Origin of the sequence: Amphritea atlantica, from assembly GCF_024347255.1 — a bacterium.
GTDB lineage: Bacteria > Pseudomonadota > Gammaproteobacteria > Pseudomonadales > Balneatricaceae > Amphritea > Amphritea atlantica.
Genome location: NZ_AP025284.1, coordinates 2,235,374 through 2,260,784, shown reverse-complemented (window position 1 = coordinate 2,260,784; position 25,411 = coordinate 2,235,374). Strand labels below are relative to the sequence as shown.

General features: G+C 47.8%; 20 protein-coding genes. 4 read left to right on the top strand and 16 right to left on the bottom strand.

Annotated elements, in window-relative coordinates:
• Nucleotides 1–54: 54 nt before the first annotated feature.
• The 4 genes from OCU43_RS10350 to OCU43_RS10335 form a co-directional block, all read right to left on the bottom strand.
• The gene (locus OCU43_RS10350; protein ID WP_091358446.1) at nt 55–2,256 is read right to left on the bottom strand and encodes an OsmC domain/YcaO domain-containing protein; all 2,202 of its coding nucleotides are present in this window, start codon (nt 2,254–2,256) and stop codon (nt 55–57) included.
• 204 nt (nt 2,257–2,460) lie between these two features.
• Entirely contained in the window at nt 2,461–4,275 is a 1,815-nt protein-coding gene (locus tag OCU43_RS10345) for a methyl-accepting chemotaxis protein (RefSeq protein ID WP_245756571.1), read from the bottom strand.
• A 558-nt stretch (nt 4,276–4,833) separates the two neighbouring features.
• A complete protein-coding gene (gene rsgA / locus OCU43_RS10340; protein WP_091358443.1) occupies nt 4,834–5,877 on the bottom strand; it encodes a ribosome small subunit-dependent GTPase A in 1,044 nt (347 codons plus the stop codon).
• A 253-nt stretch (nt 5,878–6,130) separates the two neighbouring features.
• Nucleotides 6,131–7,246 (bottom strand): FAD-dependent monooxygenase, encoded by a 1,116-nt coding sequence (locus OCU43_RS10335; protein WP_091358442.1) that lies wholly within the window; start codon nt 7,244–7,246, stop codon nt 6,131–6,133.
• 103 nt (nt 7,247–7,349) lie between these two features.
• Between OCU43_RS10335 and OCU43_RS10330 the strand changes: the two genes are divergently transcribed.
• Nucleotides 7,350–8,231: a LysR family transcriptional regulator gene (locus tag OCU43_RS10330; RefSeq protein WP_091358439.1), complete on the top strand. Its 882-nt coding sequence runs from the start codon at nt 7,350–7,352 to the stop codon at nt 8,229–8,231.
• A gap of 306 nt (nt 8,232–8,537) precedes the next feature.
• Here the strand turns inward: OCU43_RS10330 and OCU43_RS10325 are convergent, their stop codons facing one another.
• The 3 genes from OCU43_RS10325 to OCU43_RS10315 form a co-directional block, all read right to left on the bottom strand.
• The gene (locus OCU43_RS10325) at nt 8,538–9,047 is read right to left on the bottom strand and encodes a hypothetical protein (RefSeq protein WP_091358437.1); all 510 of its coding nucleotides are present in this window, start codon (nt 9,045–9,047) and stop codon (nt 8,538–8,540) included.
• Between the two features lie 691 nt (nt 9,048–9,738).
• A complete protein-coding gene (locus tag OCU43_RS10320) occupies nt 9,739–10,239 on the bottom strand; it encodes a hypothetical protein (RefSeq protein WP_091358435.1) in 501 nt (166 codons plus the stop codon).
• Between the two features lie 84 nt (nt 10,240–10,323).
• Entirely contained in the window at nt 10,324–10,911 is a 588-nt protein-coding gene (locus OCU43_RS10315) for a CGNR zinc finger domain-containing protein (RefSeq protein WP_091358433.1), read from the bottom strand.
• 92 nt (nt 10,912–11,003) lie between these two features.
• On the opposite strand from OCU43_RS10315, the gene OCU43_RS10310 reads away from it, so the two are divergent.
• Together OCU43_RS10310 and OCU43_RS10305 are read left to right on the top strand one after the other, a co-directional pair.
• The gene (locus tag OCU43_RS10310) at nt 11,004–11,807 is read left to right on the top strand and encodes an alpha/beta fold hydrolase (RefSeq protein WP_091358430.1); all 804 of its coding nucleotides are present in this window, start codon (nt 11,004–11,006) and stop codon (nt 11,805–11,807) included.
• Nucleotides 11,808–12,081: 274 nt separating this feature from the next.
• Entirely contained in the window at nt 12,082–16,617 is a 4,536-nt protein-coding gene (locus OCU43_RS10305; RefSeq protein ID WP_091358427.1) for an NACHT domain-containing protein, read from the top strand.
• A gap of 282 nt (nt 16,618–16,899) precedes the next feature.
• On the opposite strand, the gene OCU43_RS10300 is transcribed toward OCU43_RS10305, so the two are convergent.
• The 4 genes from OCU43_RS10300 to ylqF form a co-directional block, all read right to left on the bottom strand.
• Nucleotides 16,900–18,078 carry a BaiN/RdsA family NAD(P)/FAD-dependent oxidoreductase gene (locus tag OCU43_RS10300; RefSeq protein WP_091358425.1) on the bottom strand — a complete coding sequence of 393 codons (1,179 nt, stop codon included), beginning with the start codon at nt 18,076–18,078 and terminating at the stop codon, nt 16,900–16,902.
• Nucleotides 18,079–18,141: 63 nt separating this feature from the next.
• Nucleotides 18,142–18,402, bottom strand: coding sequence for a CDGSH iron-sulfur domain-containing protein (locus OCU43_RS10295; RefSeq protein WP_091358423.1), 261 nt, complete (start codon nt 18,400–18,402; stop codon nt 18,142–18,144).
• Nucleotides 18,403–18,491: 89 nt separating this feature from the next.
• On the bottom strand, nt 18,492–18,767 hold the full coding sequence (locus tag OCU43_RS10290) for a hypothetical protein (protein WP_091358420.1): 276 nt from the start codon (nt 18,765–18,767) through the stop codon (nt 18,492–18,494).
• Nucleotide 18,768: 1 nt separating this feature from the next.
• Nucleotides 18,769–19,725, bottom strand: coding sequence for a ribosome biogenesis GTPase YlqF (gene ylqF / locus OCU43_RS10285; protein WP_091358417.1), 957 nt, complete (start codon nt 19,723–19,725; stop codon nt 18,769–18,771).
• Nucleotides 19,726–19,899: 174 nt separating this feature from the next.
• Between ylqF and OCU43_RS10280 the strand changes: the two genes are divergently transcribed.
• Nucleotides 19,900–21,123 carry an EAL and HDOD domain-containing protein gene (locus tag OCU43_RS10280; RefSeq protein ID WP_091358415.1) on the top strand — a complete coding sequence of 408 codons (1,224 nt, stop codon included), beginning with the start codon at nt 19,900–19,902 and terminating at the stop codon, nt 21,121–21,123.
• A gap of 56 nt (nt 21,124–21,179) precedes the next feature.
• Here OCU43_RS10280 and maiA read toward each other — a convergent pair whose 3' ends face one another.
• The 5 genes from maiA to OCU43_RS10255 all read right to left on the bottom strand — a co-directional run bounded on the left by maiA (nt 21,180) and on the right by OCU43_RS10255 (nt 25,411).
• A complete protein-coding gene (maiA, locus tag OCU43_RS10275) occupies nt 21,180–21,812 on the bottom strand; it encodes a maleylacetoacetate isomerase (RefSeq protein ID WP_091358412.1) in 633 nt (210 codons plus the stop codon).
• Nucleotides 21,813–21,899: 87 nt separating this feature from the next.
• Nucleotides 21,900–22,826: a LysR family transcriptional regulator gene (locus tag OCU43_RS10270; protein WP_091358409.1), complete on the bottom strand. Its 927-nt coding sequence runs from the start codon at nt 22,824–22,826 to the stop codon at nt 21,900–21,902.
• Between the two features lie 146 nt (nt 22,827–22,972).
• Nucleotides 22,973–23,455, bottom strand: a complete 483-nt coding sequence (locus tag OCU43_RS10265) for a universal stress protein (protein WP_091358408.1) — start codon at nt 23,453–23,455, stop codon at nt 22,973–22,975.
• Nucleotides 23,456–23,515: 60 nt separating this feature from the next.
• Nucleotides 23,516–24,844: a TRAP transporter large permease gene (locus tag OCU43_RS10260; RefSeq protein ID WP_091358406.1), complete on the bottom strand. Its 1,329-nt coding sequence runs from the start codon at nt 24,842–24,844 to the stop codon at nt 23,516–23,518.
• A 51-nt stretch (nt 24,845–24,895) separates the two neighbouring features.
• The gene (locus OCU43_RS10255) at nt 24,896–25,411 is read right to left on the bottom strand and encodes a TRAP transporter small permease (RefSeq protein WP_091358404.1); all 516 of its coding nucleotides are present in this window, start codon (nt 25,409–25,411) and stop codon (nt 24,896–24,898) included.

The window sequence follows — 25,411 nt, the reverse complement described above, 5'->3', positions numbered from 1 at the left end:
AAAAAGACAAACTCCGGTTTGTCTTTTTTTTCGATAGCCGGTTGCAGTTGCCTCTTAACCGGCCTGGTAAGCGGCTTTACGCGCCTGATGCAGTTTTTTATAGCTAGCGATCAGACGCAGATGTTTATCCAGGCCTTCCAACTTCATACTGGTGGGTGTCAGGCCGTAGAACCTTACCTCGCCATTGACAGAACCGACCACATTTTCCATCACTTCAGCGCCGAACATACGTTGCAGGTTGACAATAAAATCATCCAGTTCCAGCTCATCATCCAGCAGTATTTCCAATGCCGCATTCATCGCCTGATAGAACAGCCCCCGCTCTACCGTATTGTCATTGTATTGCAGGAAACTCTGCACCAGCTCCAGCGCTGCTTCATGCTGCTGCAGGGCCAGATAGATCAGGATCTTCAGCTCCAGAATAGTGAGCTGCCCCCAGACCGTGTTTTCATCGAACTCAATACCGATAAAGGTTTTAATCTCGGTGTAGTTGTCCTCTTCACTCTCTTCCAGCCTTTCGACCAGATCCGCCAGCTCGTCATCGTCCAGTGAGTGGATGTTGAGAATATCCTCGCGGAACCAGATCGCTTTATTGGTGTTGTCCCAGACCAGATCCTCCACCGGATAGACCTCAGAGTAATCGGGCACCAGAATCCGGCAGGCAGAGGCAGTCTGATCAGGCCCGAAACCATTGAAGGTGGCGACATAAACCTCTTTACCCATCTCCTGCAGGATCGCCATCAGACGGTCGCACTCCTCCTCATTGGTACCTGAGAAGTCCCACTCAACAAAGTTGTAATCGTGCTTAGCACTGAAGAAGCGCCAGGAGATCACGCCGGTTGAATCGATAAAGTGTTCCACAAAGTTGTTGGGTTCAGTGACCGCCATACTGTTAAAGGTAGGCGGTGGCAGATCGTTAAGACCTTCAAAGCTTCGTCCCTGCAGCAGCTCAGTCAGACTGCGCTCCAGCGCAACCTCAAAACTGGGGTGTGCACCAAAGGAGGCAAACACACCACCGGTGCGGGGGTTCATCAGGGTGACACACATTACCGGGAACTGGCCACCCAGTGATGCATCCTTGACCACGACCGGAAAGCCCTGCTCTTCAAGCCCCTGAATACCGGCGAGAATGCCTGGAAACTTCGCCAGAACGGCCGGAGGCACATCCGGAAGGACAAGCTCCTGTTCGATTATCTGCCGTTTCACCGCCCGCTCGAAAATTTCTGACAGACACTGAACTTTCGCTTCGAACAGGTTATTACCGGCACTCATACCGTTACTGAGAAAGAGGTTTTCCAGCAGGTTGGATGGAAACCAGACGGTTTCATTATCGGACTGACGCACATAGGGAATCGCACAGATCCCCCGTTCATAGTTACCGGAGTTAGTATCGATCAGATTAGAGCCCTGCAACTCACCATCCGGGTTGTAGATCTCCAGACAGTAGTCATCCAGCAAACCTTCTGGAATGGCATCATCGTCAGTGAGCGGAAACCACTTTTCATTCGGATAATGCACAAACTCAGCATTCGCCAGCTCTTCGCCGAAGAACTGGTCGTTGTAGAAGAAGTTGCAGCTCAGTCGTTCAATAAACTCACCCAGCGCTGAACAGAGAGCGCTCTCTTTGGTAGCCCCTTTACCGTTGGTAAAACAAAGCTCTGAGGCTGCATCACGGATATTCAGCGACCACACATTGGGCACGATATTACGCCAGGAGGTGATCTCAATCTTCATGCCCAGGCCTTCGAGAATGCCGGTCATGTTGGCGATGGTTTTCTCCAGCGGCAGATCTTTCCCTTCAATCATGGTGTTCACACCATCATCGGGGATCCCCATCGCCATGATTGAGGCATCGGCATCCAGATTTTCAACGGTTTCGATCTTAAACTCCGGCCCCTCCTGTACCACTTTCTTCACGGTACAACGTTCGATGGAACGCAGAATGCCGGTGCGATCTTTGTCGGAGATCGATTCCGGTAGTTCAACCCGGATCTGGAAGATCTGGTTATAACGGTTCTCCGGATCAACAATATTACTCTGGGACAGACGGATATCATCGGTGGGGATATCCCGGGCATTGCAGTACACCTTTACAAAGTACGCAGCACAGAGCGCTGATGACGCCAGAAAGTAGTCAAATGGACTGGGGGCAGAACCATCCCCCTTATAACGGATCGGCTGATCGGCAGTGACGGTGAAATCATCAAACTTCGCTTCAAGCCTGAGGTTATCTAAAAAATTTACTTTGATTTCCATCTGAATACTCTATCGGAAACTTTTATAAGGATACCGGTATCACTACCGACAAAGAGATTGCGCAGGCTTAGCTGGTTGTAGAGTTAGCCCGGTTACAGCCCCCGTTTTGGGCAGCATTTTACACTAATCGACCGGTTAAAAACGATCTGAATCAGATTAATATCATCGAAGGAGACGCGCACCGACATACGGTGCGCGGTTAAATCAGTGAGAAGCGTTTAACAGCTGTTCAGGCGGAAAGGCGGTACAGAAGTTACCCCAATGACGGCCATTAACGTAAAGAGGCACCGAGATAGAGTTGAGGATCTCACCGGTATCCCGGATAAAGGTTAGCAGCAGAAACGGCGAGGTCTGATTGGCCCGACGTATCTCTGCCCGGCTACCATTGTAGATGCGGCGATGTCGGCTAAGCTGGTTATCTTTGTCAAAATCACCGGTCAGGGGTTTGGATACCTTGGCGTTATGCGCCGGGCAATAGCCATTCACATCAAAGGCTGAAGCGATCAGAAATGCAGGTTTATCCGCTATAAAGCGGTCAAACAGTGGCTGCATCACCCGCTCAAATTTATCGGCATAGCTGGTGTCGAATTTTTCCGGTTTCTGGTCGGGATTCGTTCTTTTATACTGGGTATCAAAAACATTTAATCCTGCATCAGCCAGTTTTTCTAACTCTCTCTGGATCTCGCCAGCCCATCCCGTTGCAGTAGTCACTATCTCCTCAAATCCACCATAACCAATACTGAACCGGGACAGCAGCTCCTGCATCTCTTCTGTCGCTGTTTCAAGATTGATTGAATGTTCGGCAGATACTGTCATCTCTGACTGTATATAGTCTGACAGTTCAGTTATTTTGGAAACATGCTCGTGAGTGCTGTTATTGGTATAAGACATCTCCTCAATAGCCGCACTGATCTCACTCATCTGACCATGCACCGTTTCAAAGTCCTCAATCATAACTACAAATTTATCGCTGGCCTGTGAGATGAAACTATCAGTTTCAGAGACATAACTTTTAATTTTCGACGCACCAGAACGGGTATCATCCACGAGAGTGACCATCTGGTGAATGTTCCTGTCGATCTCCTGCGTGGCCGTATTCACCTTCTGAGACAAACTGCGTACCTCATCCGCGACCACGGCAAATCCCCGCCCGGCTTCGCCTGCCCGGGCCGCTTCAATAGATGCATTCAGCGCCAGCAGATTAGTCTGATCGGAAAACTCCTGTACCAGTTTCAGCACTTCAATAATGTTGCTGGAGTTATCCGATAACTGCAGCACGACATTCTGAAAATCGGTCAATTGATCTTCAATCGCATGAATCTGATTTTTAACACGTTCCATATCCTGACCAGTGGTCCGGATCTCAGTCAGGTTAAGCTCATTGCGGTTAGCTATATTCTGGGTATGCAGAGCAATCCCCTCAATCGCCTGAGTAGCTTCCTGGCTGGCCTGAAACACTTTTTGCGCCTGATCAACCTGGGATTCAGCCGTGCCTTTCGTCTCAAGCAAGACTTTCTGAAGCTGACTCACACTTAAAGAAACCCTGACACTGCGCTCCCGTGTATCGGCGATGATTTGCTTAAGGCTCCCGGAAAAACCATTATAGTTTTCCGCCATACCGGCAATCTCATCGAATGTTTTCACCGGCAGTGTGGCCGAGATATCGCCCTGTTTATCTTTCACAGCACCGAGAACGGTACTCATATCCCGAATCGGAGACAAAAACAGGTGCCGCATAAAGTAGATACTAAAAGCAGTGACTATCAATATAAATACCGCCATCAACATGACAGCATTAGAAAGCAAGTGGGTGAGCGATAATAACTCACTGCTAATCGCAAGATCAGGCCCTGACTGCCGCTGCAGATTGAGCAGAGAATCATATACCCAGTAACAGACCCCAAGCAGAAGAAAGCTGGGTAACTGTAAAAAAACCACGTTGCCGATAATTTTCTTAGTCAACGTATAGAAGAAAGTCTTCTCAACCGTTTTATACATACCCACTTCTTTCATCTCCATTATTATTTTTGTCACATCTCATAAAACTAAAGACAATCAAGGCCTGATAAGGAACAACCCTTAGTGACACACTATTTTATCAACTAACCTCAAATTGAGTATCACTTAAAAGAACCCCATTAGCAAAATTTGTCTATAACTGATCGACAAACGATTACCCAAAATGGTTATGGATAGCGATATTGATTAAAGCGGAATCAGCCGTTATGAAGTCATTCCTGGTAGTCAACCGTGCTAAAAAAGCGATGTGAAGAGGATAGACTCTTACTTGAGAGGTGACAGAATATGGGGGCAAGCCGTGGAGGACAGATGCGCTAATCAGAACGGACATTGAAACCTGTCCGGCTAAGCCGAGACAGGCAGAATTTTTTACGCGCTACCAAGCAAAACAGGCAAAGCCTTTTTCTGCAACAGTTTTCTTTCGACATCCCTGTTTTACCTGGCCTGCTTAAGCGGTTAAAGGTTTTGCCTGCTTAAACAAAAAACCAACTGAATCGGATGAATATAGCAATTGATGCGCACCGTCATCCGGTGCGCATCTCTGTTATACAATAAAGGCTAATCGCTCTTTTTCAGTTTGGCACTCTCATGCAGCACCTTACGGTAGTATCGGCTCAGTGACCGCTCTTTCGCTCTGCTCTGTGCCAGTGTCAGACTGTTGCGCGCCTGCTCCTGCATCAGTTTAAGGTAGTTCGTCAGCCGCCGCTGGTCGATCTGCGATGCTTGCAGGGCTGCCTGAACCGCACAACCGGGCTCATTCTGATGCTGACAGTCAGTGAACCGGCATGCTGATGCCAGCGCACTGATATCGGCGAAGGTTGCTTCGATACCGGCCTCGCAACTGCTCAGCTGCAACTCCCGCATTCCCGGCGTATCAAGCAAGACACCACCACTGGGAATCAGATGCAGTGATCGGGCGGTCGTGGTATGCCGGCCCCGGTCATCATCTTCACGGGCTGCCTGTGTGTGCTGCACCGGGCAACCCATCAGACTATTGATCAGGGTTGATTTACCCACACCGGAAGAGCCTAACACCGCCACGGTACTGCCTGCCCGACACCAGGAAGCTAAGACCCCGGTGCTTTGCTGGTCCAGCGCATTCACCGCTTCAACCAGCAACCGGCTATCCAGTGCCTGAACCTGACTGACCAGGCTGTGCGGATCATCACAGAGATCGGCTTTAGTCAGCACGACAACAGCCTCAGCCCCTGCTTCACGGGTGAGGGCCAGATAGCGCTCGATGCGGCTGAGAGAGAAGTTCTGATTAAGGGCGCAGGTGATAAACACCGTATCCACATTGGCGGCTATCAACTGCTCGGATATCCTGCTGCCCGCCGCCTTACGGGAGAAACACGAGAGTCGCTCCAGCGCACGATAAAAGCCACCCTCAGGGTCGAGCAGCACCCAGTCCCCCACGACGAGGGAAGGCTGATTGGATGAGGCCTGGAGGATCTTTCGGCCCTCCTCACTATACAGTTCATACTGCGAACGATGTTGCACCGCTACGCGGGCAGGCTGATAGTCTGCAAGTTCTTCGAGGGTAAGCTGTTGCTGAAAAAAAGGCTTCCATCCCAGTTGGGACAAACGAGAAATAGTAGTCATAAGAACCCCTGACGCATACCTGAGTAGCGTCCAGAAATTAATCCATAGGGGCGGGAAAGCCCCCGGTTCAGTAACCGGGCAGCGAGATCAGCTTGGCTGAGTTCAGCAGAGTGCCCGGAAGGTGTTGACTACAATCATCGATCCCCTCCAGCGGTATGTTATTTATAAAGAGTGCTCAATTTAGCAGAAGCCTGCACTGAGTCAAGGCTCAACAGCTGAAAAGAATACGATAAGGGTCAGCGGTAAGCTTTCATTACTCAACCGCTAGTCCCTGCATCCAGAACTGAGTTAACTGCTCCAGCGAAATATCTGAAACAGATGCAGGAGGCTCAGAATGAGCTGCAAATATCCCCTGTGCCAACTGTCTTCCAGCCGCTTGCGCGGCAGAGGCCTTATCGATACGTCGCTGATAAAAAGTGGGCAGAGCGCTGTCCAGCTCATCCTCTTCCGCCAGAATCCGGACAAGATGCCATGCATCTTCCAGCGCCTGACACGCTCCCTGCCCTGACGTTGGCAACGGTGCATGGGCAGCATCGCCAATCATTAGCAGATTGTCCTCGTGCCAATAGGGTAAAGGATCAAGATCATGAACGAAAATAGCTCTGAGAGATGCTTTATCATAAGAGCTGAGCACACACTGCAGCGGGTCAGGCCAGCCCAGAAAACGCCGGTGCATCTCTTCATACCAGCCAGATAATGGCCGCTCTTTATCCATAGAGGTGCTCCATGCGGCAGCCCAGTAACAGACATCGGCAGCAACCGGGACGATGCCAAAGCGCTCACCACGGCCACGATAGTCATGAATGGCGTTGTCTAACGCTCCGTCCATCTGACTAATGCCGATAATATTGATGAAGCCCTGATAGCGGGGAGTTATCTGTCCCTGATATAAGACCTGACGCACCACCGAATGCATTCGCCCATCGGCTCCGACCACCAGATCAAAGTCTTGCTTTAACCCTGTAATCGCCTCTGGCGTGATAGTGCAATTAAACTGTCTCTCAACACCCAGGCCATCTAATGCGCTGTCGAGTAGCTTCATTAGATCCCGGCGTAATATCGTCACACTGGTAAAGCCACTCAGACTATTCATAGTCTCAATATCAAGCTCACCTAACAGGACTCCCTGCTGATTAAACTGACGCATCAAGCGAGGGGTTCCACCCAGATGCATCAGCTCTTTTTCAAGCCCCATCTGCTGCATAATATAAACAGCATTTGGCCATAAAGTGACACCCGCCCCCATGGATGAGACCTGACTGCCACGCTCATACAGACTCACCTGATAACCCTGCTTTGCAGCGAGTATCGCCAGCGCCATCCCGGCAACGCCTGCGCCGACAATGGCGATTCGATCGATGTTGCTCATCTGCACTACCTCGTTAATTAAACTGGGCAGAGATTGTCACAAAGTCATCATTCAGGATAAATAAGGTATTATTGGGTTATTAATCCCATTTTATGAGTGAATAATGATTGAGAAAATTGAACCCCGATGGTTACTCAGCTTTCAGACGGTATATCAACAACTGAGCTTTAAGCTGGCCGCCGATCAACTGCAACTGCCTGCATCCAACGTCAGCCGCCATGTCGCTTTACTAGAGCAGCAGTTAAATGTGCGCTTATTGGAGCGCACCACACGGAAGATGATCCCAACCCCTGCAGGCAAACAGCTTTACCATTCCATGACACCTCTCATTCAGGCAATGAATGATGTACTGGCAGATGTTTCACTGCAGAGTGACAGCCTGTCCGGTCATCTTAAAATAATCATGCCTGATCTCCCCTTTCTGGCTGAAAGCATCGCGGACTTTTGCTCGCTTCATCCGAAGATAGAACTAAGCTGTGATACCCAGCTAAATCCGACGGAAGGTTTGTTAGAAGGGTACGATCTGGTACTGCGCTTTGGCCGTGGCCCATTGGAAGATTCTGGCTGGATCGCTAAAGAGATACTGCGCTGGCCAAGTTGCGTGGTTGTCGCTCCCCGGTTACTGAAACATCACCGATTGCCACACTCGCTGGATGAGCTGCGGAAAATGCCCTGTATAACCACACTTTCTGTACTACAGGGAATGCCCTGGCGATTTAAACAGAACCAGACCATTCAGGTGCAGTCCAGCTATAAGGTCAACAGCGGCCACATGGCTAAAGCCGCGGCACTGAAAGGACTGGGCTTTGCCATCTTACCCACTCATGCATGCCAGGCAGAGATAGACAACGGTGACCTTATCCCAATTAAACTTACCAGCGAACCGGAAGACCTGGTGTTATACGCACTATACTCGGGAAGAAAATACCCACTGGAGAAAGTAAAACTGTTTTTACAACATCTTCGAAAGGGGCTTGATGGTTGATGGGCTTAATAAATGATAATAATTAGAGATCACAGCGTAAGCACACAGATCAATACAAAATACCATCTGTAGCAGGACTAGCCGGTCAACGGCCCACTGCCGACGATGCTCATAGCTACGCCCGGTTAACACATCCTCGGCACAAAGAAATGCCGCCGTATACAGTGGTAATAAGGGGTATCTACGGTAGATATTATCTGATGTCGGGCGCAGGTCATCTGCTTTCTCTCCACTTCCTTGTTTGGGGTAAGCACAAGTATAGCTCAGATTAAAAAGTTTATGCCTGTCCCATAGATACTATTGATTCTATGATTCTATTGATTCTACATGAACCGCACACTTTTTAGACTTACCATAAGGCTCGCTAACTTTACCCAGAGATATATATTTAATCAAAACCACTTCATTATCTTTATGTCTAAGAAGCGTAGCAAGATTACCGCAATAAGAAAAAGAATGAGCAAAAAATACATTCAACCCATCACCTATATAGTAACGTACACCTGTAGTAGAATATTTAATTTTTTCAGGAACTCCCTTATAAACATAAAACTCCCCCGAGGAATAACGTTCCCAAACCCAAAAACCCTGCTTTATGTCAACCAAATCAACAACGACAAAAAAAACAAAGGCAATAAGCATAACTGCAGCTTTATAAATTCCAAAATATGGCCTGAATTTTTCTTTGATATAAGGTGTTATATCTACCGTTCTATAAAGCAGCCAATATATTACTATAACAACTCCCATGGAAATAGTTAGAGAAAATAAAGCCTCCAATAGCGAAGGCTTCTGGTCTAAACTATACAAGATCATTCTATACCCTTTTTAGTTACAATTTCATCCATTGAGTTACCAAACAAAAGGTTCAACCCACCATAATCCACTTTCCAAATTTACCTCCATAAAAACCAGTAGTATCATCTCCATCTAGATATATTGATAATAAACAAGATCACTCTACATCACCCGAAACCCCAGCAGTTACAGTTATTTTTGAAGTGTTTAGATCTATAGTAATTCCTACTTAAGAAAAATCGTCCACTGGAGCAGATTTTCTACTATAGTCGTTATATAGAGTTCCTTCACCATAACTAAACTCCCCTCCAATTAGAGTGTCTAATCCAACAACCCAACTAAACGCTTCACTATATCCGAAAACAAGAGTTATAACTGAACCTACGCCTCATACTTTAGCTAAAGACACCCGCTGATAATTCTGCATTTAATATACTGTATTTGGTTGGTAGCCCCCGCACATAGCGATATCGAACTATCCTTGATTATCAACACCTAAACTAGGTATCTTTGACCACACATCATCAGCTATCATCTTTACCTGTTCGGTAAAACTTTCTGAAATAACACTCAGCTTTCTTTTTGCACTTAGTTCCTGACAGTATCTCTTACCACGTGATATAAACAAGATTCTCTACCGAATTAACAGATAAAGTTAAAAACTCATGTTCGCCTCATAATTTGAATAACTTTATTGCTTTTAAAAAGCTTACTCAATAGTTTTCTCAGCATAAACCGCACACTTTTTACCTTCCTCGCCAGCATTACTAAAAGATACGTAACGTATATAATATTCAGACTCTTCATCGATCGATCCACCAACGTCGCTCGAACTAAAATCAAAGCAAAAATCATAATATCTGGTAAAAAACATTTTCTTGTCTGAATTATAAAACACCCACAAACCAGTACTGTCATCCTTCAACCCAGACAATTTTCCAATTAACTCATGATAATTTTCTCTTTGATATTCCTCCCAAGCAAAGAATTCCGCTTTAATCTGATAATAAAAATTCACTGGAAAAAAACCAAAAGCATTAATAACCAATATAAAAGAAGCAGCCCTACTAGCTACTATATTTTTTGATTTCCATGACCATAAAAACCGCACATATATAAACAAGACAAACATAAAGGCCAAAACTGATAAAATAAACTCAATCAAGGCGATCATAACTGATGGCTCAGTATTCCATTGATAAATTATCATTAAATATCCTTCTCAGCCTGAACCCTTAAAATTAATTACCATAGGCTATATGTAAAACACTATAAAACCATTCTTGCTGTAAAACTATTGTTTTCGCTTTCTGAAAGATACAGACTTTGCCCGGTTTCCACATGTTTTCATATTGCACCACCGCCGTCCCCTGCCCCGACCTTGATTCAGGAACATCCATGAGCAACGCCCACACTCTTTGAGTTTAGAAATGTCGTGAAAACGTAGCAGACTCTCAATGGATAACGTCAGAACGTCAATGACCCAGTTCGGATTAACCATATCGGGCACCCATATGTAGCTGTTTTCTTTCAGTTTCAAAGACGAGTTCCTTAGCGCAGTTCTTATACCCTCTTCCAGCTTTTGCAGTGCGTCATCCGTTTGCTTTTCTCCCGATGCGATGCCGCTAAGCGCCGCATATGCAGTCTCCCTGAGATCGTGAATATTCCTCAGCAAAGTGGAAATGTCGGTTTGTTGTATCTCATTTTCCAGCACATTCATCTGCTCTTCGCTGAAGACATATGAAACCTGCGCCCATCCCAGAAAGCTTGCCCATTCAGATATACGACTACTGTCTCTGCGCTTATCCTGATCCTCGACGGTGTTCACGAAATCAAGTGCAGGATGCCCTCCAATGAAAGCATCTTCGTTCCATAGCGCCATACCATAACCTATTACTTCAATTTAACGGTTGTTTAATTCTACCCGATTAACTAACCTATTATATCTTATTAACGGTTATACGGGTGCGTTTTATGCTTAATTTGTCACATCGTTTCATATTTGAAGGACAGGATATTGCGTGGGGATGTATGGGTGAGGGGGAACCACTCGTGCTTATTCACGGAACGCCCTTTTCCTCACAGGTCTGGAGGAAGATCGCACCGCTGATGGCAAGGCGAAAGAAAGTCTACTTTTTCGATCTGCTGGGGTATGGACTATCAGAAAAGCGGGAAGGCCAGGATGTATCGCTGGCGGTTCAAAATACTCTGTTTACTGCTCTGCTTCATGAATGGGGAATCGAGAAGCCTGAAGTGCTCTGTCATGATTTTGGTGGCGCAACCGCGTTGCGGGCGTACTACCTGAACGGCGTCCGTTATGCCCGGCTTACTATAATTGATCCGGTAGCAGTCGCTCCCTGGGGATCGCCGTTTGTCAGCCATGTCCGTGAATACGAAGACGCCTTTGCGGGACTACCCGCATATGCTCATGATGCTCTTCTCCGTGCATACCTCCAGAGTTCTGCATATTCTGAGCTTAGTGAAGAGACGCTTGCAATCTATATGGCCCCCTGGCAAGGCAGCATTGGGCAAGCCGCATTCTATCGCCAAATAGCACAGATGGATCAGCGCTACACCGATGAAATAGAGAAGCTTTACGCCCCCATGGAAGACCCGGTACAGATTTTGTGGGGTGAGAACGATGAATGGATACCTATTTCACAGGGCAGGAAACTTGCAAATCTGCTTACCACTGGAGTGTTAACACCGGTTCCAGAATCTGGCCACCTGATGCAAGAAGACGCACCAGAAGCCATCGTGGCGGCTATGTTTGACTAAGCGAAACTTCACGTTTGCGAGGTGTCTGATTCAACAAGAAGTAACTCTCTTTTTCAAGAAGAGATCTCAGATTTGATCTAAACTAATCCACTTTATACCAATCGGGGTAAAACCACCCACAGCACAAAGCAGAAGACATTGTTGGCTGATAGCGACCTATGTTGTGCGAAGTTTTTCGCTTGTTTCTATCATCTACGTCTAGACAAACCAGTCGGCTGACAAGAGACTAGTTAGCGAACGAATAATTAGAAATCGATAGTACGTAGAGGACAGTATGGCTGAACCGCTAGCAGAGATTAAGGGCGTTCTTTTAGCACTCAAGCCTGCCGGTGCTACCGGCTTTGAAGGGTTTGTTCGGATCGTTCTTACTGAATTAACAGGTATTCCATTTCGCCTAGCCGCAAGTGGTTTTCAGGGGGGAATCGATGGTGATTCCGCGTTGGAAAGTGACACAGTATGTTTTGAAGCAAAACGATACTCCGGCGAGATCCATAGAAATGAAGTCTTAACAAAAATCGTCGACCTAGCTTGCAACAAAGATGCTCCCGATCGACTCTGGGTACTTGGAGCCACAAAAGAGATCTCCACTCAATTGGCATCCGCAGTACGAGAAGCTGGAGACCAACACGCAATTTCCACACTAATTCTTGATTGGACATCTGCTCCGTTACCTCTTTTAGCAGTAGCAGCTGCGGCCTCCGGAAAGCCAGCACTAGAATTCCTTAAGGCCCATGCTTCTCCTGCACCTTGCAAAGAAAACCTGATTAAAGCCTTCACGGAAATCACTGAACATCCCGAGTTTCATAGCTTATTGCACAAGTTAAAACTGAACCTAAAAATTTCCAGCTTGGCTCTAGCACGTTCAATAGAATTGAATGAAGCGTGGAAATCAGCCTCCTTTGGGTCCGAAAGCGCCGCTAGGGATAGGTTTAATCAGGCGCTTGCAGTTAGCGCATACCCTGACTCTCCTCCTTTACGTATTGAACTGCGAAAGAAGGTTTCTGAAATCTTACAACGCGACCAAAGCGTTGTTCTCTTTGGCGGAGAGGGGCAAGGTAAGTCATGGCTCGCTGCGCAGATCTGCGTTGACCATAAAGGGCTTACGCTGTTCTCCAGCGCTGAACAGTTCGATAACGTTTCTAACAAAGATCTAGACGCGTTTCTTATCGATCTTCTGATCGCACAAACCAACGAAATAGCAGATGAAACGATAAAACTTAGATGGCGACATCGAGTTTCTGCTTGGCAGAGCCAGCCACCGAAGGCCCCGTTACTGGTGATTGTCGATGGTATTAATCAGAGGCAGAACATTCGATGGGACCGCCTTCTGAATGGCTTACAGGAACGCTTGCGGGCTATTGGTGGGAGACTACTTGTTACAGTGCGCCCTCAGTTCTGGCGCAAGCTCGTTGAGCCAGGCTTAGCCTTTACGCCGAAGACTATTGAAGTGCCCGAATGGTCACCGGGTGAACGCGATCAACTATTAGAACATTATGGTATTGAACTCGATTGGCTCGATGACGCCACTCTCAGGACTCTCCGCAATCCACGACTTCTCAAAGTGGCGGTTTCTACGATCCCCCACAAGAAATCTGAGGCCTGGAAAGGGCTGACGACTGACCGGATTCTCATGGAGCATCTTCGAGCTTTACAGCGCGAAAATTTTGAAGACGAGAGGATGAACGATCTAACCAAACGTCTCAGTAATTGTGCAAAAGAAGTACTAGAGCGAGTAAGGAATTCGCCAGAGAAGCATCCACCATGCAGCTTTGAAGATGACTCTAATCACGTTATTGAGACACGCTTCTTTCGAAGTCTCCCTGGGGCGGGAGATATTTATGAATTACTAGATGAAGGGCTCACTCTAGCCCTCTCTTATACCTTTATCGACCAACTGTTTCGGGCACAGCAGACAGGGACTAATCTTAGTGAGCATATAGCCCAGCTAATCGATCCTATCCAAGCTATGGATCGAACCGTCGATGTTATGTTCGCAGCGTTAATGGTCTGTACATTAGATACTAGCCGTTTCGATCAAGCCATATTTGCTGCCCTCCTTGATGCGTTCTCCAGCCTTCAGAATGTTGACGATCAACGTTTTGAGGAGTTCGTCGAGATAGTAAAAATCCAACCTACAGAACTGTTCAATGCATTGGAATTGTTTGCGCTTGGTAGAGCACACCGTATTAACCAAGACTGGTTCACCCATGCTGCGTTCGAGATCGCTGCAACAGAGAACGGATGGCTTGTAGCTAAAACTGCAATTCGCAACTGGCTACATCGTTATAACAAAGATCCGATAGAACAGACGAACCGCTACGCGAAACATGATGAGGACACTTATCGGGAAAACTTACAGAGACGACAGAAAGAAATAGAAGGCACATTATCGTCATTATCTTCTTTCGAAAGACAGCTATTGGACAATATGACTGAGGTAGCAGGGGAAACAGATTCCCTGTTCAACTTGGCACTTCAATTACTTGCCGGTCGCCCACTTGCAGAGTTTTCTGACTGTTTTATAGCAATGGGGCTTGCTTTCAATCTCGATAAGGATACGGGTTATGCGCGAAGGGCCTTTGATCAGCTAACAACGTTCAATAGGGTAGACCGAATGCGATGTAAGGACGCATTTCGGAGCGCTATTGAACCACTACGTTCCCCCGATACCTCCCTTGCTGGTAAGTGGACTATCGTGCGTATGCTCTATGCTTCCGGCGATGGCCCTGCCTCCTCCGAAGCGAAAATGATCGCTGCTCAGTTAAACAAGGAGAGAGTTCGTTGGAAACTATCTTCTCCTAACGAATGGCGTCAAATTAGCGTGGCTGATCCTGGCGTTCAACGCCCCATCGACATAGAAGAAGCATTAGACCAATTTTCCTCAATTAATAAGGAGAATGTCCTAAGTGCGATGGGAATGACTGGAGAAGACTACACACTTGAAGAGATTCTTCCGCTCGTATGTAGATTTGAACCTGAATTAGCTGTCGATGAAACCAGGAATCTTATCTCAGGACTTTTATCCAGAACTGGGTTAGCATTGCGTCAGCTCATATTTAATGGTACCGAATATATTCCTTTGATGACCCGAAATATCGCAGAAATCCTAGTTAAAAGGGTCTGCGATACCGATATGGTGGGAACGATCAAAGAAGAGGAACAAGAAACCATGAGGATGTTTCTGTTCTACTACTCCGCCTACCAAATGTCGGCGTCAGAACAACTCAGCTGTTTAATCAACCCTGCATTTGGATCGAATGTCCTACTCAAAGCACTGGACGCCCTAGCGCCACAACCTACTAATACTGTCCTAAATTGCCTGAAGTCAGCACTAGAGTCTAATGATAAAAATGCCATTTATGGTTCATTGATCGCCACACGTTACGGTGATACTCCGATCACACCAGAGCTTGAATCGCTCATATTAACATGCAGTAAATCGGAGCATCCTGAACTTCGTACCATCGCTTTTGATATAGCGGCTAAGAATGATCTTAAATCAGTAAGAGATGCCCTTTTGGGGAGTGACTGGTCCAGTCAAACCACAGATACGAGGACTCTTGAGAGTTGGTATGGCTCTATCCTGCTGGCTCAAGCCTGTGCAAGGCACGAAGTCGGTATTGATGAGTTACTGAAACGGATTAGCCTGGAAGTCTTGTACACAACAGATGAGCTGGTTGGCGAAGTGATAACCAAGCCATCGGCTAAATATTTTTTATACCGTTTTAAGGACGCAATAGAGGCAATCAATAGTCATGTACCTACAACTGTTGACCTTACTCTATCGACAGATAAGCGTGATTCTTTCCCCTTACTTTCCGTCGATGAATCAGATCATGACGAAGGCCGTTTCCCACGCCAGAAAACGCTAAAAGAGAGCTTTAGAATATTTGAAGAAGATTTTGATGAGAAACAGAAACGAATACACTCGATTGCAGATGCATTTTTTGAGAGTTTGAAGGACTCCGATGCTAAACTTCTAGTTGAATATCTAACGCTTGATGATATAAGAAGACTTATTAAAGCAGACGAAAACTTTTTGTCTGAGGTCCTCAATACCTTAGAACAGGCCAGAGAAAATCAACTGGGTTGGCTGAAAAATATCGCGCTCATGGTCGCGAACCTAATATCGAAAGAGTTACCTGAGAAAGCCGTAGCTCTTTTTAGAAAGTTTTCTGAAGTACCTGGAATGGTCAAGTATGACCTGGGAGATGATCTGACGTTAGAACATGAAGCTATCTGGTCAAGCTGGTCTTCAAATACAATAAATGAATTTTGGCAGCAACGGCTTCTTAAGTCTTGGAATGATGAAATCTTGGCCCGAGAGGTATTAGCAGCAGAGCGATTTGGTGCTTCCGATTTCGTTCAGTCCTTCATAAAATCTCTATCGGATAGTACTTCAACGCTTGATCAATCATACGCAATATCAATCGCTGGTTTTTCTATGCAGTCCGATCAATTTTTTGACACCATAAATCACCACCTGGATGGTGACGGAATTGCAGCAATAGCATCAAAATGCGCCAAAGAGGCTCATGACAACTATCAGTGGACTAAGAAATGGATGACCGACATGTGCTCCGCAGAATCACCAGAAGATTTTTGGTGTTATTTAATGGTACTAAAAACATGCATGGATGCACGTACTACTGCCGCCCAAATATCAAATACTAAATGGTCACATTTTGCTCCTATTTTTAGGGAAATAAGAGTATCAGCGCTCAAAGAGCGAAAGAAAACAAGATCCAAGACACTTGTTGGACAACAAGCACCGGATAAAATATTTATCGCTGGTTTATGCAAAAATTGAAGACTTATTCCGCGGGTTGGTTGTTATCGGAACATTTGTGATCCCAACTGTATGACCTCTTTGGCTCGACACACAGCTTTTGAACTAAACTTTGTTTTACCCCGACGGCGATTTTGAAGGTAGATGTCGTGAAAGCCTAATTTAAATCGACTTTGAATGAAGGCAGACCAGCAGGAATAAAGTATTTCCACAAAGCTAGACAATCTCCTATATGTCTAGCTTTTCATTACCGTTTGTCTAAATTTTATTACCTTTGTCTAAAATTTAAATACCCTGACACAACTAAACCGCCTGCCCCGCAGCCACCCCGGACGCCCAGGCCCACTGGAAGTTATGGCCACCCAGATGGCCGGTTACATCGAGGCACTCGCCAATAAAATACAGGCCAGAAACAGATTTAGCTTCCATAGTTTTCTGATTGATTTCATTAGTATTTATACCGCCAAGTGTGACTTCAGCTGTACGATAACCTTCAGTACCGGACGGTTTAATTTTCCAGCAACAGAATGCAGCAGCAGCCGCTTCAAGCTGCTTATTGGAGAGGTTTCCTATTACGCCAGAGAGTTCAAATTTGGCACAGAGTATTTGCGCCATCCGCTTACTCATCTGCTGCGCCATGATGGTGGTCAGTTCTGCTTTTGGGCGTTGTTCCCGCTGCTCTTTCAACCACGCTAACAGATCAAAATCGGGAAACAGGTCGATCTCAACTTCCATCCCCGGCTGCCAGTAGTTGGATATCTGCAGCACCGCAGGGCCACTCAGCCCCCGGTGAGTAAACAGCATCATCTCAACAAAGCTGGTTTTACCGATACTCGCCCGCACCCGATGTGAAACACCGGACAGCTCGCTCAGTTGCTCTTTATCTTTGGGTTGCAGGGTAAAAGGCACCAGAGAAGCGCTACGCGGTAACAGATCCAGCGAAAACTGCTCGGCGATGTCGTAGGCAAAACTGGTGGCTCCGCCGTTTGGAATAGACAACCCACCGGTAGCAATCACAACCGATTTTGCCGCTATATTGCCAGCAGTGGTTTGCAGCTGAAAACCGCACTCGGTCTGTTTCAGCTTATGTACCTCGGTTTCGGTTCTGATCTCAACCCCTGCCCAGTCACACTCGGTGAGTAAAACCTGAAGAATCTCCTTACTGGATTCGTTACAGAACAACTGCCCCAGCGTTTTTTCGTGATACTCCACCCCGTGACGATCAACCAGATCGATAAAATCCTGCGCACTGTAGCGACTCAACGCCGATTTACAAAAATGCGGATTTTCTGAAATAAAGTTCGCGGGTGAGTTATGGAGATTAGTGAAGTTGCAGCGGCCACCGCCCGACATCAAAATCTTCCGGCCGATCTTAGCCGTGTGCTCAAGCACCAGCACCGAACGTCCCCGATAGCCTGCCGTAGCAGCACACATCAGACCGGAAGCACCAGCCCCGATAATAACCACATCAACCTGTTGCAAGGTAACTATTTCCCGCTAAAAAAAGAAACGCATTGTACCCAGTCAGGTCGGTTGTAGCGAGTGCTATTGGCTGTTACCGCCCGTACGGCTGTGACTACCATCACAAAGCGGCGGTGTAGCGGTTTGTTTACAACGGCAGAGAAACACGGTTTCGCTCTTGCGGGCAACAAAGACCACCGGATCCAGTCCTGTACCCTGATGAGAACCATCACAGAAAGGCTGAGTTGCCGAACGGCCACAGGCGCACCAGCAATAGGTCTCACCCTCTTTCAGATCAACCCTGGCAGGCGAATCGCCCGCACGATGAACATCAGCATGAGTCATAGTCCGATCTCCATTTACCGCCTGCAGTTTATCTGCAGGCACCAGTAAACGTAGATGAGGCTTTGGCGGAGATCAAACTCCGGAGGGATTTATTTATCTTCGGCTTCCGCCTGGCGAGCCTCTTCGGCGCGTTTCAGTCGACGGATCTTATCCGCCAGCGGCGTATCACGTTTAGCCTCAGCGGACTCTGCCGCTAATTCAGCTTCACGGGCTTTTTCGTACACAGACTTATGCTTTTTCTTCTGTTCCAGACTGCGGCGCTTACGGCTCTCATAGCTATCGGGATCAGCCAGCTTTTCGCTGCGCCGGGGCACATCGAGAAAGATGGGTTTTGGTGAAGTACGCTTTTTCTTAATACGTGTCATCTCATTTACCTTTATTTCGCTGAGCCGGGCGATCACTCTGTGACCCTGCCTCCAGCCCTTCCTGCGCTTCTCTTTCCTGCTCCAGACGCTCTGCTTCAAGCTGTTGTTGCTCCCACTTTAACAGCCACTCATCGACCGTTTCGTAGGTTATCTGTCCCAGCTGACCTCCGCGTAATTCGTTAAGCAGTATTTCTGATGCTTTATGCATATCGATCTTGCCACCAGGTCTCAGTCCGCCACGCTTGCGCCCAATCTCTTCCAGCACCTGGTCGCCGCGCTCAGGCAGTTGCTTCAGTTTATAGCGAGCCACCAGCAGCTCAGGGTATGCTTTACGCAAAAACTCAGCAGCATACAGCGCAACATCCTCGAATTCGATGGCGGTATTTTTAATAGCCCCACTGGCGGCCAGGCGGTAGCCTGAATCGATATCTTCAATTTTAGGCCATAACATCCCCGGCGTATCGGACAACGCCATACCATTGCGCAGGGTAAAACGTTTCTGCCCCTTAGTAACCGCCGGCTCGTTGCCAACTTTAGCGATTTTCCTGCCCAACAGGGCATTGATCATGGTGGACTTGCCAACATTGGGTATCCCCATAATCATCGCCCGAACCTGACGCCCATGATTACTTCGCGAAGGCACCAGTTTATTGCACAGATCGGGAATAGTGCTGATCAGCTTTTTCTGCGAATAATCGATTATCAGTGCCTGAGTGTCGGGCAGACTGTTATAAAACGCCGCCCACTCCTGCGTTCGTTGAGGGTCCGCCAGATCACTCTTATTCAGCAACTTGATGACTGGTGTTCCTTTGCGCAGCTGAGACACCATCGGATTTTCACTGGAAACCGGCAGGCGCGCATCAAGCACCTCGATCACCACATCGATCTCATCCATCACCTGGGCGATCTCTTTGCGGGCTTTGTGCATATGGCCAGGGAACCAGTTAATTGTACTCATAATCACAGTCTGCTAAATCAGGGAGCAACATTATACCTGTCGCATAGAAAACAGCGACTTCTTTTGCTGTTTATCCCATAATCCTATTACCTGTATTGGTGATAAACACAGCTGACAACAGAAACTGCTGATTATATGCTGTAGCAAAAAGCAGTTTCGAATGGAAAAAACTATATGGAAAGCACATCAGATTCACAAGTTCTGATGGCCCGCCAGCCGATCTTTGACCGCAGCCAGCGGGTTGTAGCCTATGAACTGCTCTACCGGGACGATCAGGACTCGGATAACAGCCTGTTCCGCAATGCCGGTTCCACCAGTGAGGTTATCCTTAACTCCTACACCAGCATCTCTGATCAGGGGGAACTGAAACGGGTACCAGCGTTTATCAACCTCAATCGAGACCTGCTGGTGTCTGACGATTTCCCTGAGCTGCCCCGTAAAAATATTGTCCTCGAAGTGCATCAGAATATTAAACCTGATCGCGAAATCATCACCGCTATTTACCGTCTGGTCAAGGCGGGTTACCGCATCGCACTGGATCATTTCACCTATAAAGCAGCGTATGAACCCCTGCTCAAGATGGCGCATATCGTCAAGGTTGATGTGCAGAACATGAGTGTTGAGGAAGTGGCTGAGCAGGTGCGTCTGCTAACGCCCTTCAAAGTCACCCTGCTGGCAGAAAAAATCCAGACGGTCGAGATGCTGGAAGCATGCAATAAGCTCGGCTTTAAGCTGTTTCAGGGACACTTCCTCAGCAAACCGAAACCGGTTAAAGGAAAGAAAGTTGACCCAAACCAGGCTGCGCTGTTTGAACTGGTGCAGGAACTTCAGAATCCCAACACCACGCCTGAGCGACTTGAACACCTGATTATCCGCGATCCGGTACTCACCTATAAGCTACTGCGTATCGTCAACTCAGCGGCCTACTCCCTGGTGCGTAAGCTTGAATCCCTGACTGAAGCAATCGTTATGCTGGGAATGACGCAGATCAGGAAGTGGGCGACTCTGATTGCGCTTAACAACCAGAGCGGCAAACCAGAAGAGATCTGCCGCAGTCTGCTGGTGCGGGGGCGGATGTGCGAAGAGATCGCACTGGCAAGCAAACGAAGCAATCCCGGCAGCTATTTCATGACGGGTATGATGTCCAATTTACACCTGTTGCTGGATATTGATCGTGAATCGATGCTCCGGGAAGTCCCCCTGAGTGACGAGATTAAAAATGCGATTCTGTTGAATGAGGGCGAGATGGGCGAAACGCTGATGTATGTTGGCAACTATGAAGCGGGCGACTGGGATCTGCTGCCAACCAATTTCGATTCAAACCTCTATGAAACCTGCTATCGCAAAGCCCTCGACTGGAGTAAAGAAGCGATGCAGGCGCTCAGTGATATCGACTGATCTTCTCTGGCCTCAGCATATCCCCTGGGCCGCATTTGCGGCCTTGCTAAGCCACTTCATGCTCCAGGCTGCAGATCGGGATGGGCGGCGGCAAACGCCTGAATCTGCAAACAGTTTTCATTTACCCGGACAATGTTGGGGTAGCGCTCAAGGTCGCAGTTAAACCGGTTCGCATTAAACACCTGCGGAACCAGACAAAGATCCGCCAGCGTCACCTGATCGCCAAAACTATAACGGCCAGACACCTGGCTAAGCAGCTGTTCCAGCGCGGTAAACCCCTGATAGATCCAGTGCCGGTACCACTCGGTTTTCTCGCTTTCGCTGACGCCCAGTTCAGACACCAGATAGTTAAGCATACGCAGATTATTAAGCGGATGGATATCACAGGCAACCAGCTGTGCCATTGCCCGCACGGTAGCCCGATCAGCAGGCGTTGCTGGCATTAACGGCGCTCCACCAGAACAGGATTCCTCGAGATATTCACAGATCGCCAGTGATTGAGTAAGCAGCAGTGCTCCGTCCTCAAGCGCAGGAACCAGCCCCTGGGGATTTCTGGCCAGATACTCGGCAGAACGCTGCTCACCGGCAAGCAAACTGACCGGAACCTGCTGATACTCAACCTCTTTAAGATTCAGGGCGATACGAACACGATAAGCCGCTGAAGAGCGGCAATAGTCATACAGAATCATTTATCTTACCCAATATATTTTATTATTAAACAGATGCTTACAGGAAACACTAAAAGTAGATTATCATAATAAACGGTCAGTCCAGGATTAAGCACGGCTTTGGCAGTGTAGTTTTTGCTGCAGATTATTTTCCAGCCAGCCCTGAAAAAACTCGATAAATAAACTGACTTTCGGAGGGCTGTATTTACGATCAGGGTAGATAGCATAAAGGCTGAGTTGCTCCGCCTGAAACTCTGGAAGCAGTAATTCCAAACGTCCCTCCTCAACATAGTGTTCGATTACAAATGAGGCCAGATTAGCCACCCCCCGATGCGCCAGGGCAGCCTGTAGTACCAGCAGACTGTTGTTCGCTTTCAGGTCTCCACTGACCTGTACAGTCTGGCTGCCTTCAGCGTTTGTCAGGGTCCAGAGATTGGTATTACTTGCCAGCATAAAGACCAGACAGTTATGCTGCCTGAGATCCTCAGGTGTCTGAGGATGACCATGCTGCGCCAGATAGCTGGGGGTGGCACAGAGGAACAGCGGGATGGAAGCTATCTGACGAGCGATGAGACTGGAATCAGGTAGTTTAGGGTGGGCTATTCTCAACGCCAGATCAAACCCCTCTTTGAGCAGCTCGACATCGCTGTCATCGAGAGCAACTTCCAGCTGCACATCCGGATAAGCGGCCATAAATTCTGGGATCGCCTTTGACAGCAACAACTGACCAAAGGTCATATTGCAGTTAATCCTCAGCAGCCCCCTGGGCTTGCCCTGCAACTGGGACACCAGGTTTTCTGCTTCGTCCACATCTGCAAGAATCGCCTGACACTTTTCATGGTAGGCGGCCCCCACTTCTGTGACACTGAGACGCCGGGTTGTTCGTTGCAGAAGCCGGGCACCGACATGCTGTTCCAGATGTGAAATCTGCTTACTCACTGATGAGCTGGAGATTCCCAGTTCAGAGGCTGCCAGGGAAAAGCTTTTGAGATCTACCACCCTGACGAATACAGCCATTGCCGACAAAACATCCATTCACTGTCTCTCCTGAACACTGATCAGGCTTTAACCTATCAGGGCATACGCTGATACACAATATTAATTCCATAAAGATAATAATCATTGGTCTGAAGCACAAAAAAAGCGACTTCAGAAGCCGCTTTTATCTGCTAATACAGCGATCAGAGTGGCACGATCAGCACCGGCCGTTTTGAGTTATGCATCACTTTATTGGCGGTTGAGCCGAGCAGGAACTGTCCCATAGCTGAGTGCGTCCGGGTTCCCATCACGATGACATCGGCGTTGATCTCATCCGCTACCCTGAGAATGGTTTTCCAGGGAGTTCCCTCCTCGACACGGGAGGTTACAGAACCTTCATCAAGGATCTCATTCTGCTCGAGTTCCGACTCACAGAAACGCTGGATTCGCTCCTCAATTTTAAATTTCAGGTTTTCCAGGCTCTGATCATGCAGCTCATTCAGATCAGCCTCACTAATCATGTTTTGAACAATACTCTGCGCTGAGGCACTCAGAGGCTCTATCACATGCAGGTAGGTAATTTCAGAATGATAATGGCCACACAGACTCACCGCAGCGCGAAACGCAGGACGTGAACCTTTATCGATATCAGACGCATACAGGATTTTTTTTACATCAGGTAGCATAGCAGTAACCTTCTGTTAAAGAGCCCCGTCTCCCTATTATGAGTAAGGGGCCGTAGTATATTAACGATACAGCAGCTCAGGAAGAAACAGCGATATCGATGAGATAAAGGTGATCAGCGCCAGGCGAACGATATCAGCACACCAGAACGGGGTAACCCCCTTAAAAATAGTACTGGCTTTAACGTCTCTCAGCACCGCACTCAAAACAAATACGTTCATGCCCACCGGTGGCGTGATCAGACTGATCTCTGTCACCACGACAACAACAATACCAAACCACACCAGGTCAAAACCGAGACTCTGAACCAGCGGGAAAAAGATCGGCACTGTTAGTAGCAACATCGACAAACTTTCGAACACCATGCCCAGCACAATGTAGATCGCAAGAATAACCAGAATAACCACCATTGGGGCGACATCCAGATTGTTAACCAGATCCAGAAGGTCTGACGGCAGGCCGGCACGGTTAATAAAGTTGGAGAAGATCAGCGCACCGATCAACACTCCGAAGAGCATCGCCGAGGTACGGGCAGTATCCGTAAGAATATCAAACAGACTACCAAAACTAAGCGACCTGCGGTACAGGGCAATAATAAATGCACCACCGGCACCGATACCCGCCGCTTCCGTCGGTGTAAAGATACCGAGATAGATTCCTCCCATCACCACAGAGAACAGTAGCAGCACACCCCAGACACCGTTTAATGCCTGAATCCGCTCGGGCCAGCTCATCTTTTCACCGCAAGGCCCCGCTTCAGGGGTGCGCCAGACAACAAATCTGACAGCGCAGAGATAGAGCAAAATACCCAGGAATCCGGGAATAAAGCCCGCCGCAAACAACTCACGGATACTGGTCTCGGTCAGCAGACCATAGATAACCAGAATAACCGAGGGTGGAATCAGTATTCCCAGAGTACCACCTGCAGCAATGGAGGCAGTGGCCAGAGAATCGGCATAGCCATACTTGCGCATCGGTGGCATCGCCACCTTTGCCATCGTCGCGGAAGTCGCCAGACTGGAGCCACAAATGGCCGAAAAACCACCACAGGCAACCACTGTAGCCATCGACAAACCGCCCTTGCGGTGGCCGAGAAAGGCGTAGGATGCCCGATAGAGCTCGTGAGAAAGTCCTGATTTGGTAACCAGATTCCCCATCAGGATAAATAGCGGAATCACTGACAGGCTATACTCCTGAGCAGTATTAATCACCCGCTTGGAAGCCATCGTCAGAGAGGAGTTCCAGTTAAAATCCATAAAATTATCAAAGCTCAGGCCCTGCATATACGCAAAACCAAAGAAGCCCACCAGGCCCATCGCAAATGCGATCGGCACGCGGACCACCACGATGAACAGTAACAAAATTACAAAACCAGTTAATGCAGTAATCATTCTTATAATACCTGTAACGTTGTCAGCGCATTAATACCGGAGACCCCGGAATCAATCCCGGGATAGGAAAAGCAGCCGGTAGATACCGTAACTGATCATCAGCGCAGCAGTCGCCCAGCTCATCACGGCGATATAATCGACAATATAACCGACCGGAACTTGCAGAAACTCGGTCACCTCGCCCCGACTATTTGAACGTACAGCCAGTTCATGGATACGAACAGCAAGAAAATACAACGAAGTAGAGATAAGCAGCGCAGACAGCAGACCCAACACTTTGATTACCGTACCGCCTAGTAGCCGGTCCAGAATATCAACGACTACGTGACCACCGCGCCAGGTTATAACAGGCATCTCAGCAAAAACGAGAATAGCGAGACTCATCTCAGTTAACTCTGTCGCACCATCAACCGCATTATCGAGAAAATACCGTCCAAACACATCGGCACAGGTCAGCATCATCATAAAGAACAACGTGATGGCAGCTACCAATTCAAGGAGAAAGGCCAGCCAGACGACTGGCCCCTTCTCCTCGTAGTGCGCTGTCATCCAGGCACTGAAGGACAT

What these genes read in the sequence shown, in the direction of transcription:
- OCU43_RS10350 (WP_091358446.1), bottom strand. Translation starts at nt 2,256, where the DNA reads ATGGAAATCAAAGTAAATTTTTTAGATAACCTCAGGCTTGAAGCGAAG.
- OCU43_RS10345 (WP_245756571.1), bottom strand. Translation starts at nt 4,275, where the DNA reads ATGGAGATGAAAGAAGTGGGTATGTATAAAACGGTTGAGAAGACTTTC.
- rsgA (WP_091358443.1), bottom strand. Translation starts at nt 5,877, where the DNA reads ATGACTACTATTTCTCGTTTGTCCCAACTGGGATGGAAGCCTTTTTTT.
- OCU43_RS10335 (WP_091358442.1), bottom strand. Translation starts at nt 7,246, where the DNA reads ATGAGCAACATCGATCGAATCGCCATTGTCGGCGCAGGCGTTGCCGGG.
- OCU43_RS10330 (WP_091358439.1), top strand. Translation starts at nt 7,350, where the DNA reads ATGATTGAGAAAATTGAACCCCGATGGTTACTCAGCTTTCAGACGGTA.
- OCU43_RS10325 (WP_091358437.1), bottom strand. Translation starts at nt 9,047, where the DNA reads ATGATCTTGTATAGTTTAGACCAGAAGCCTTCGCTATTGGAGGCTTTA.
- OCU43_RS10320 (WP_091358435.1), bottom strand. Translation starts at nt 10,239, where the DNA reads ATGATAATTTATCAATGGAATACTGAGCCATCAGTTATGATCGCCTTG.
- OCU43_RS10315 (WP_091358433.1), bottom strand. Translation starts at nt 10,911, where the DNA reads ATGGCGCTATGGAACGAAGATGCTTTCATTGGAGGGCATCCTGCACTT.
- OCU43_RS10310 (WP_091358430.1), top strand. Translation starts at nt 11,004, where the DNA reads ATGCTTAATTTGTCACATCGTTTCATATTTGAAGGACAGGATATTGCG.
- OCU43_RS10305 (WP_091358427.1), top strand. Translation starts at nt 12,082, where the DNA reads ATGGCTGAACCGCTAGCAGAGATTAAGGGCGTTCTTTTAGCACTCAAG.
- OCU43_RS10295 (WP_091358423.1), bottom strand. Translation starts at nt 18,402, where the DNA reads ATGACTCATGCTGATGTTCATCGTGCGGGCGATTCGCCTGCCAGGGTT.
- OCU43_RS10290 (WP_091358420.1), bottom strand. Translation starts at nt 18,767, where the DNA reads ATGACACGTATTAAGAAAAAGCGTACTTCACCAAAACCCATCTTTCTC.
- ylqF (WP_091358417.1), bottom strand. Translation starts at nt 19,725, where the DNA reads ATGAGTACAATTAACTGGTTCCCTGGCCATATGCACAAAGCCCGCAAA.
- OCU43_RS10280 (WP_091358415.1), top strand. Translation starts at nt 19,900, where the DNA reads ATGGAAAGCACATCAGATTCACAAGTTCTGATGGCCCGCCAGCCGATC.
- maiA (WP_091358412.1), bottom strand. Translation starts at nt 21,812, where the DNA reads ATGATTCTGTATGACTATTGCCGCTCTTCAGCGGCTTATCGTGTTCGT.
- OCU43_RS10270 (WP_091358409.1), bottom strand. Translation starts at nt 22,826, where the DNA reads ATGGATGTTTTGTCGGCAATGGCTGTATTCGTCAGGGTGGTAGATCTC.
- OCU43_RS10265 (WP_091358408.1), bottom strand. Translation starts at nt 23,455, where the DNA reads ATGCTACCTGATGTAAAAAAAATCCTGTATGCGTCTGATATCGATAAA.
- OCU43_RS10260 (WP_091358406.1), bottom strand. Translation starts at nt 24,844, where the DNA reads ATGATTACTGCATTAACTGGTTTTGTAATTTTGTTACTGTTCATCGTG.
- OCU43_RS10255 (WP_091358404.1), bottom strand. Translation starts at nt 25,411, where the DNA reads ATGTCCTTCAGTGCCTGGATGACAGCGCACTACGAGGAGAAGGGGCCA.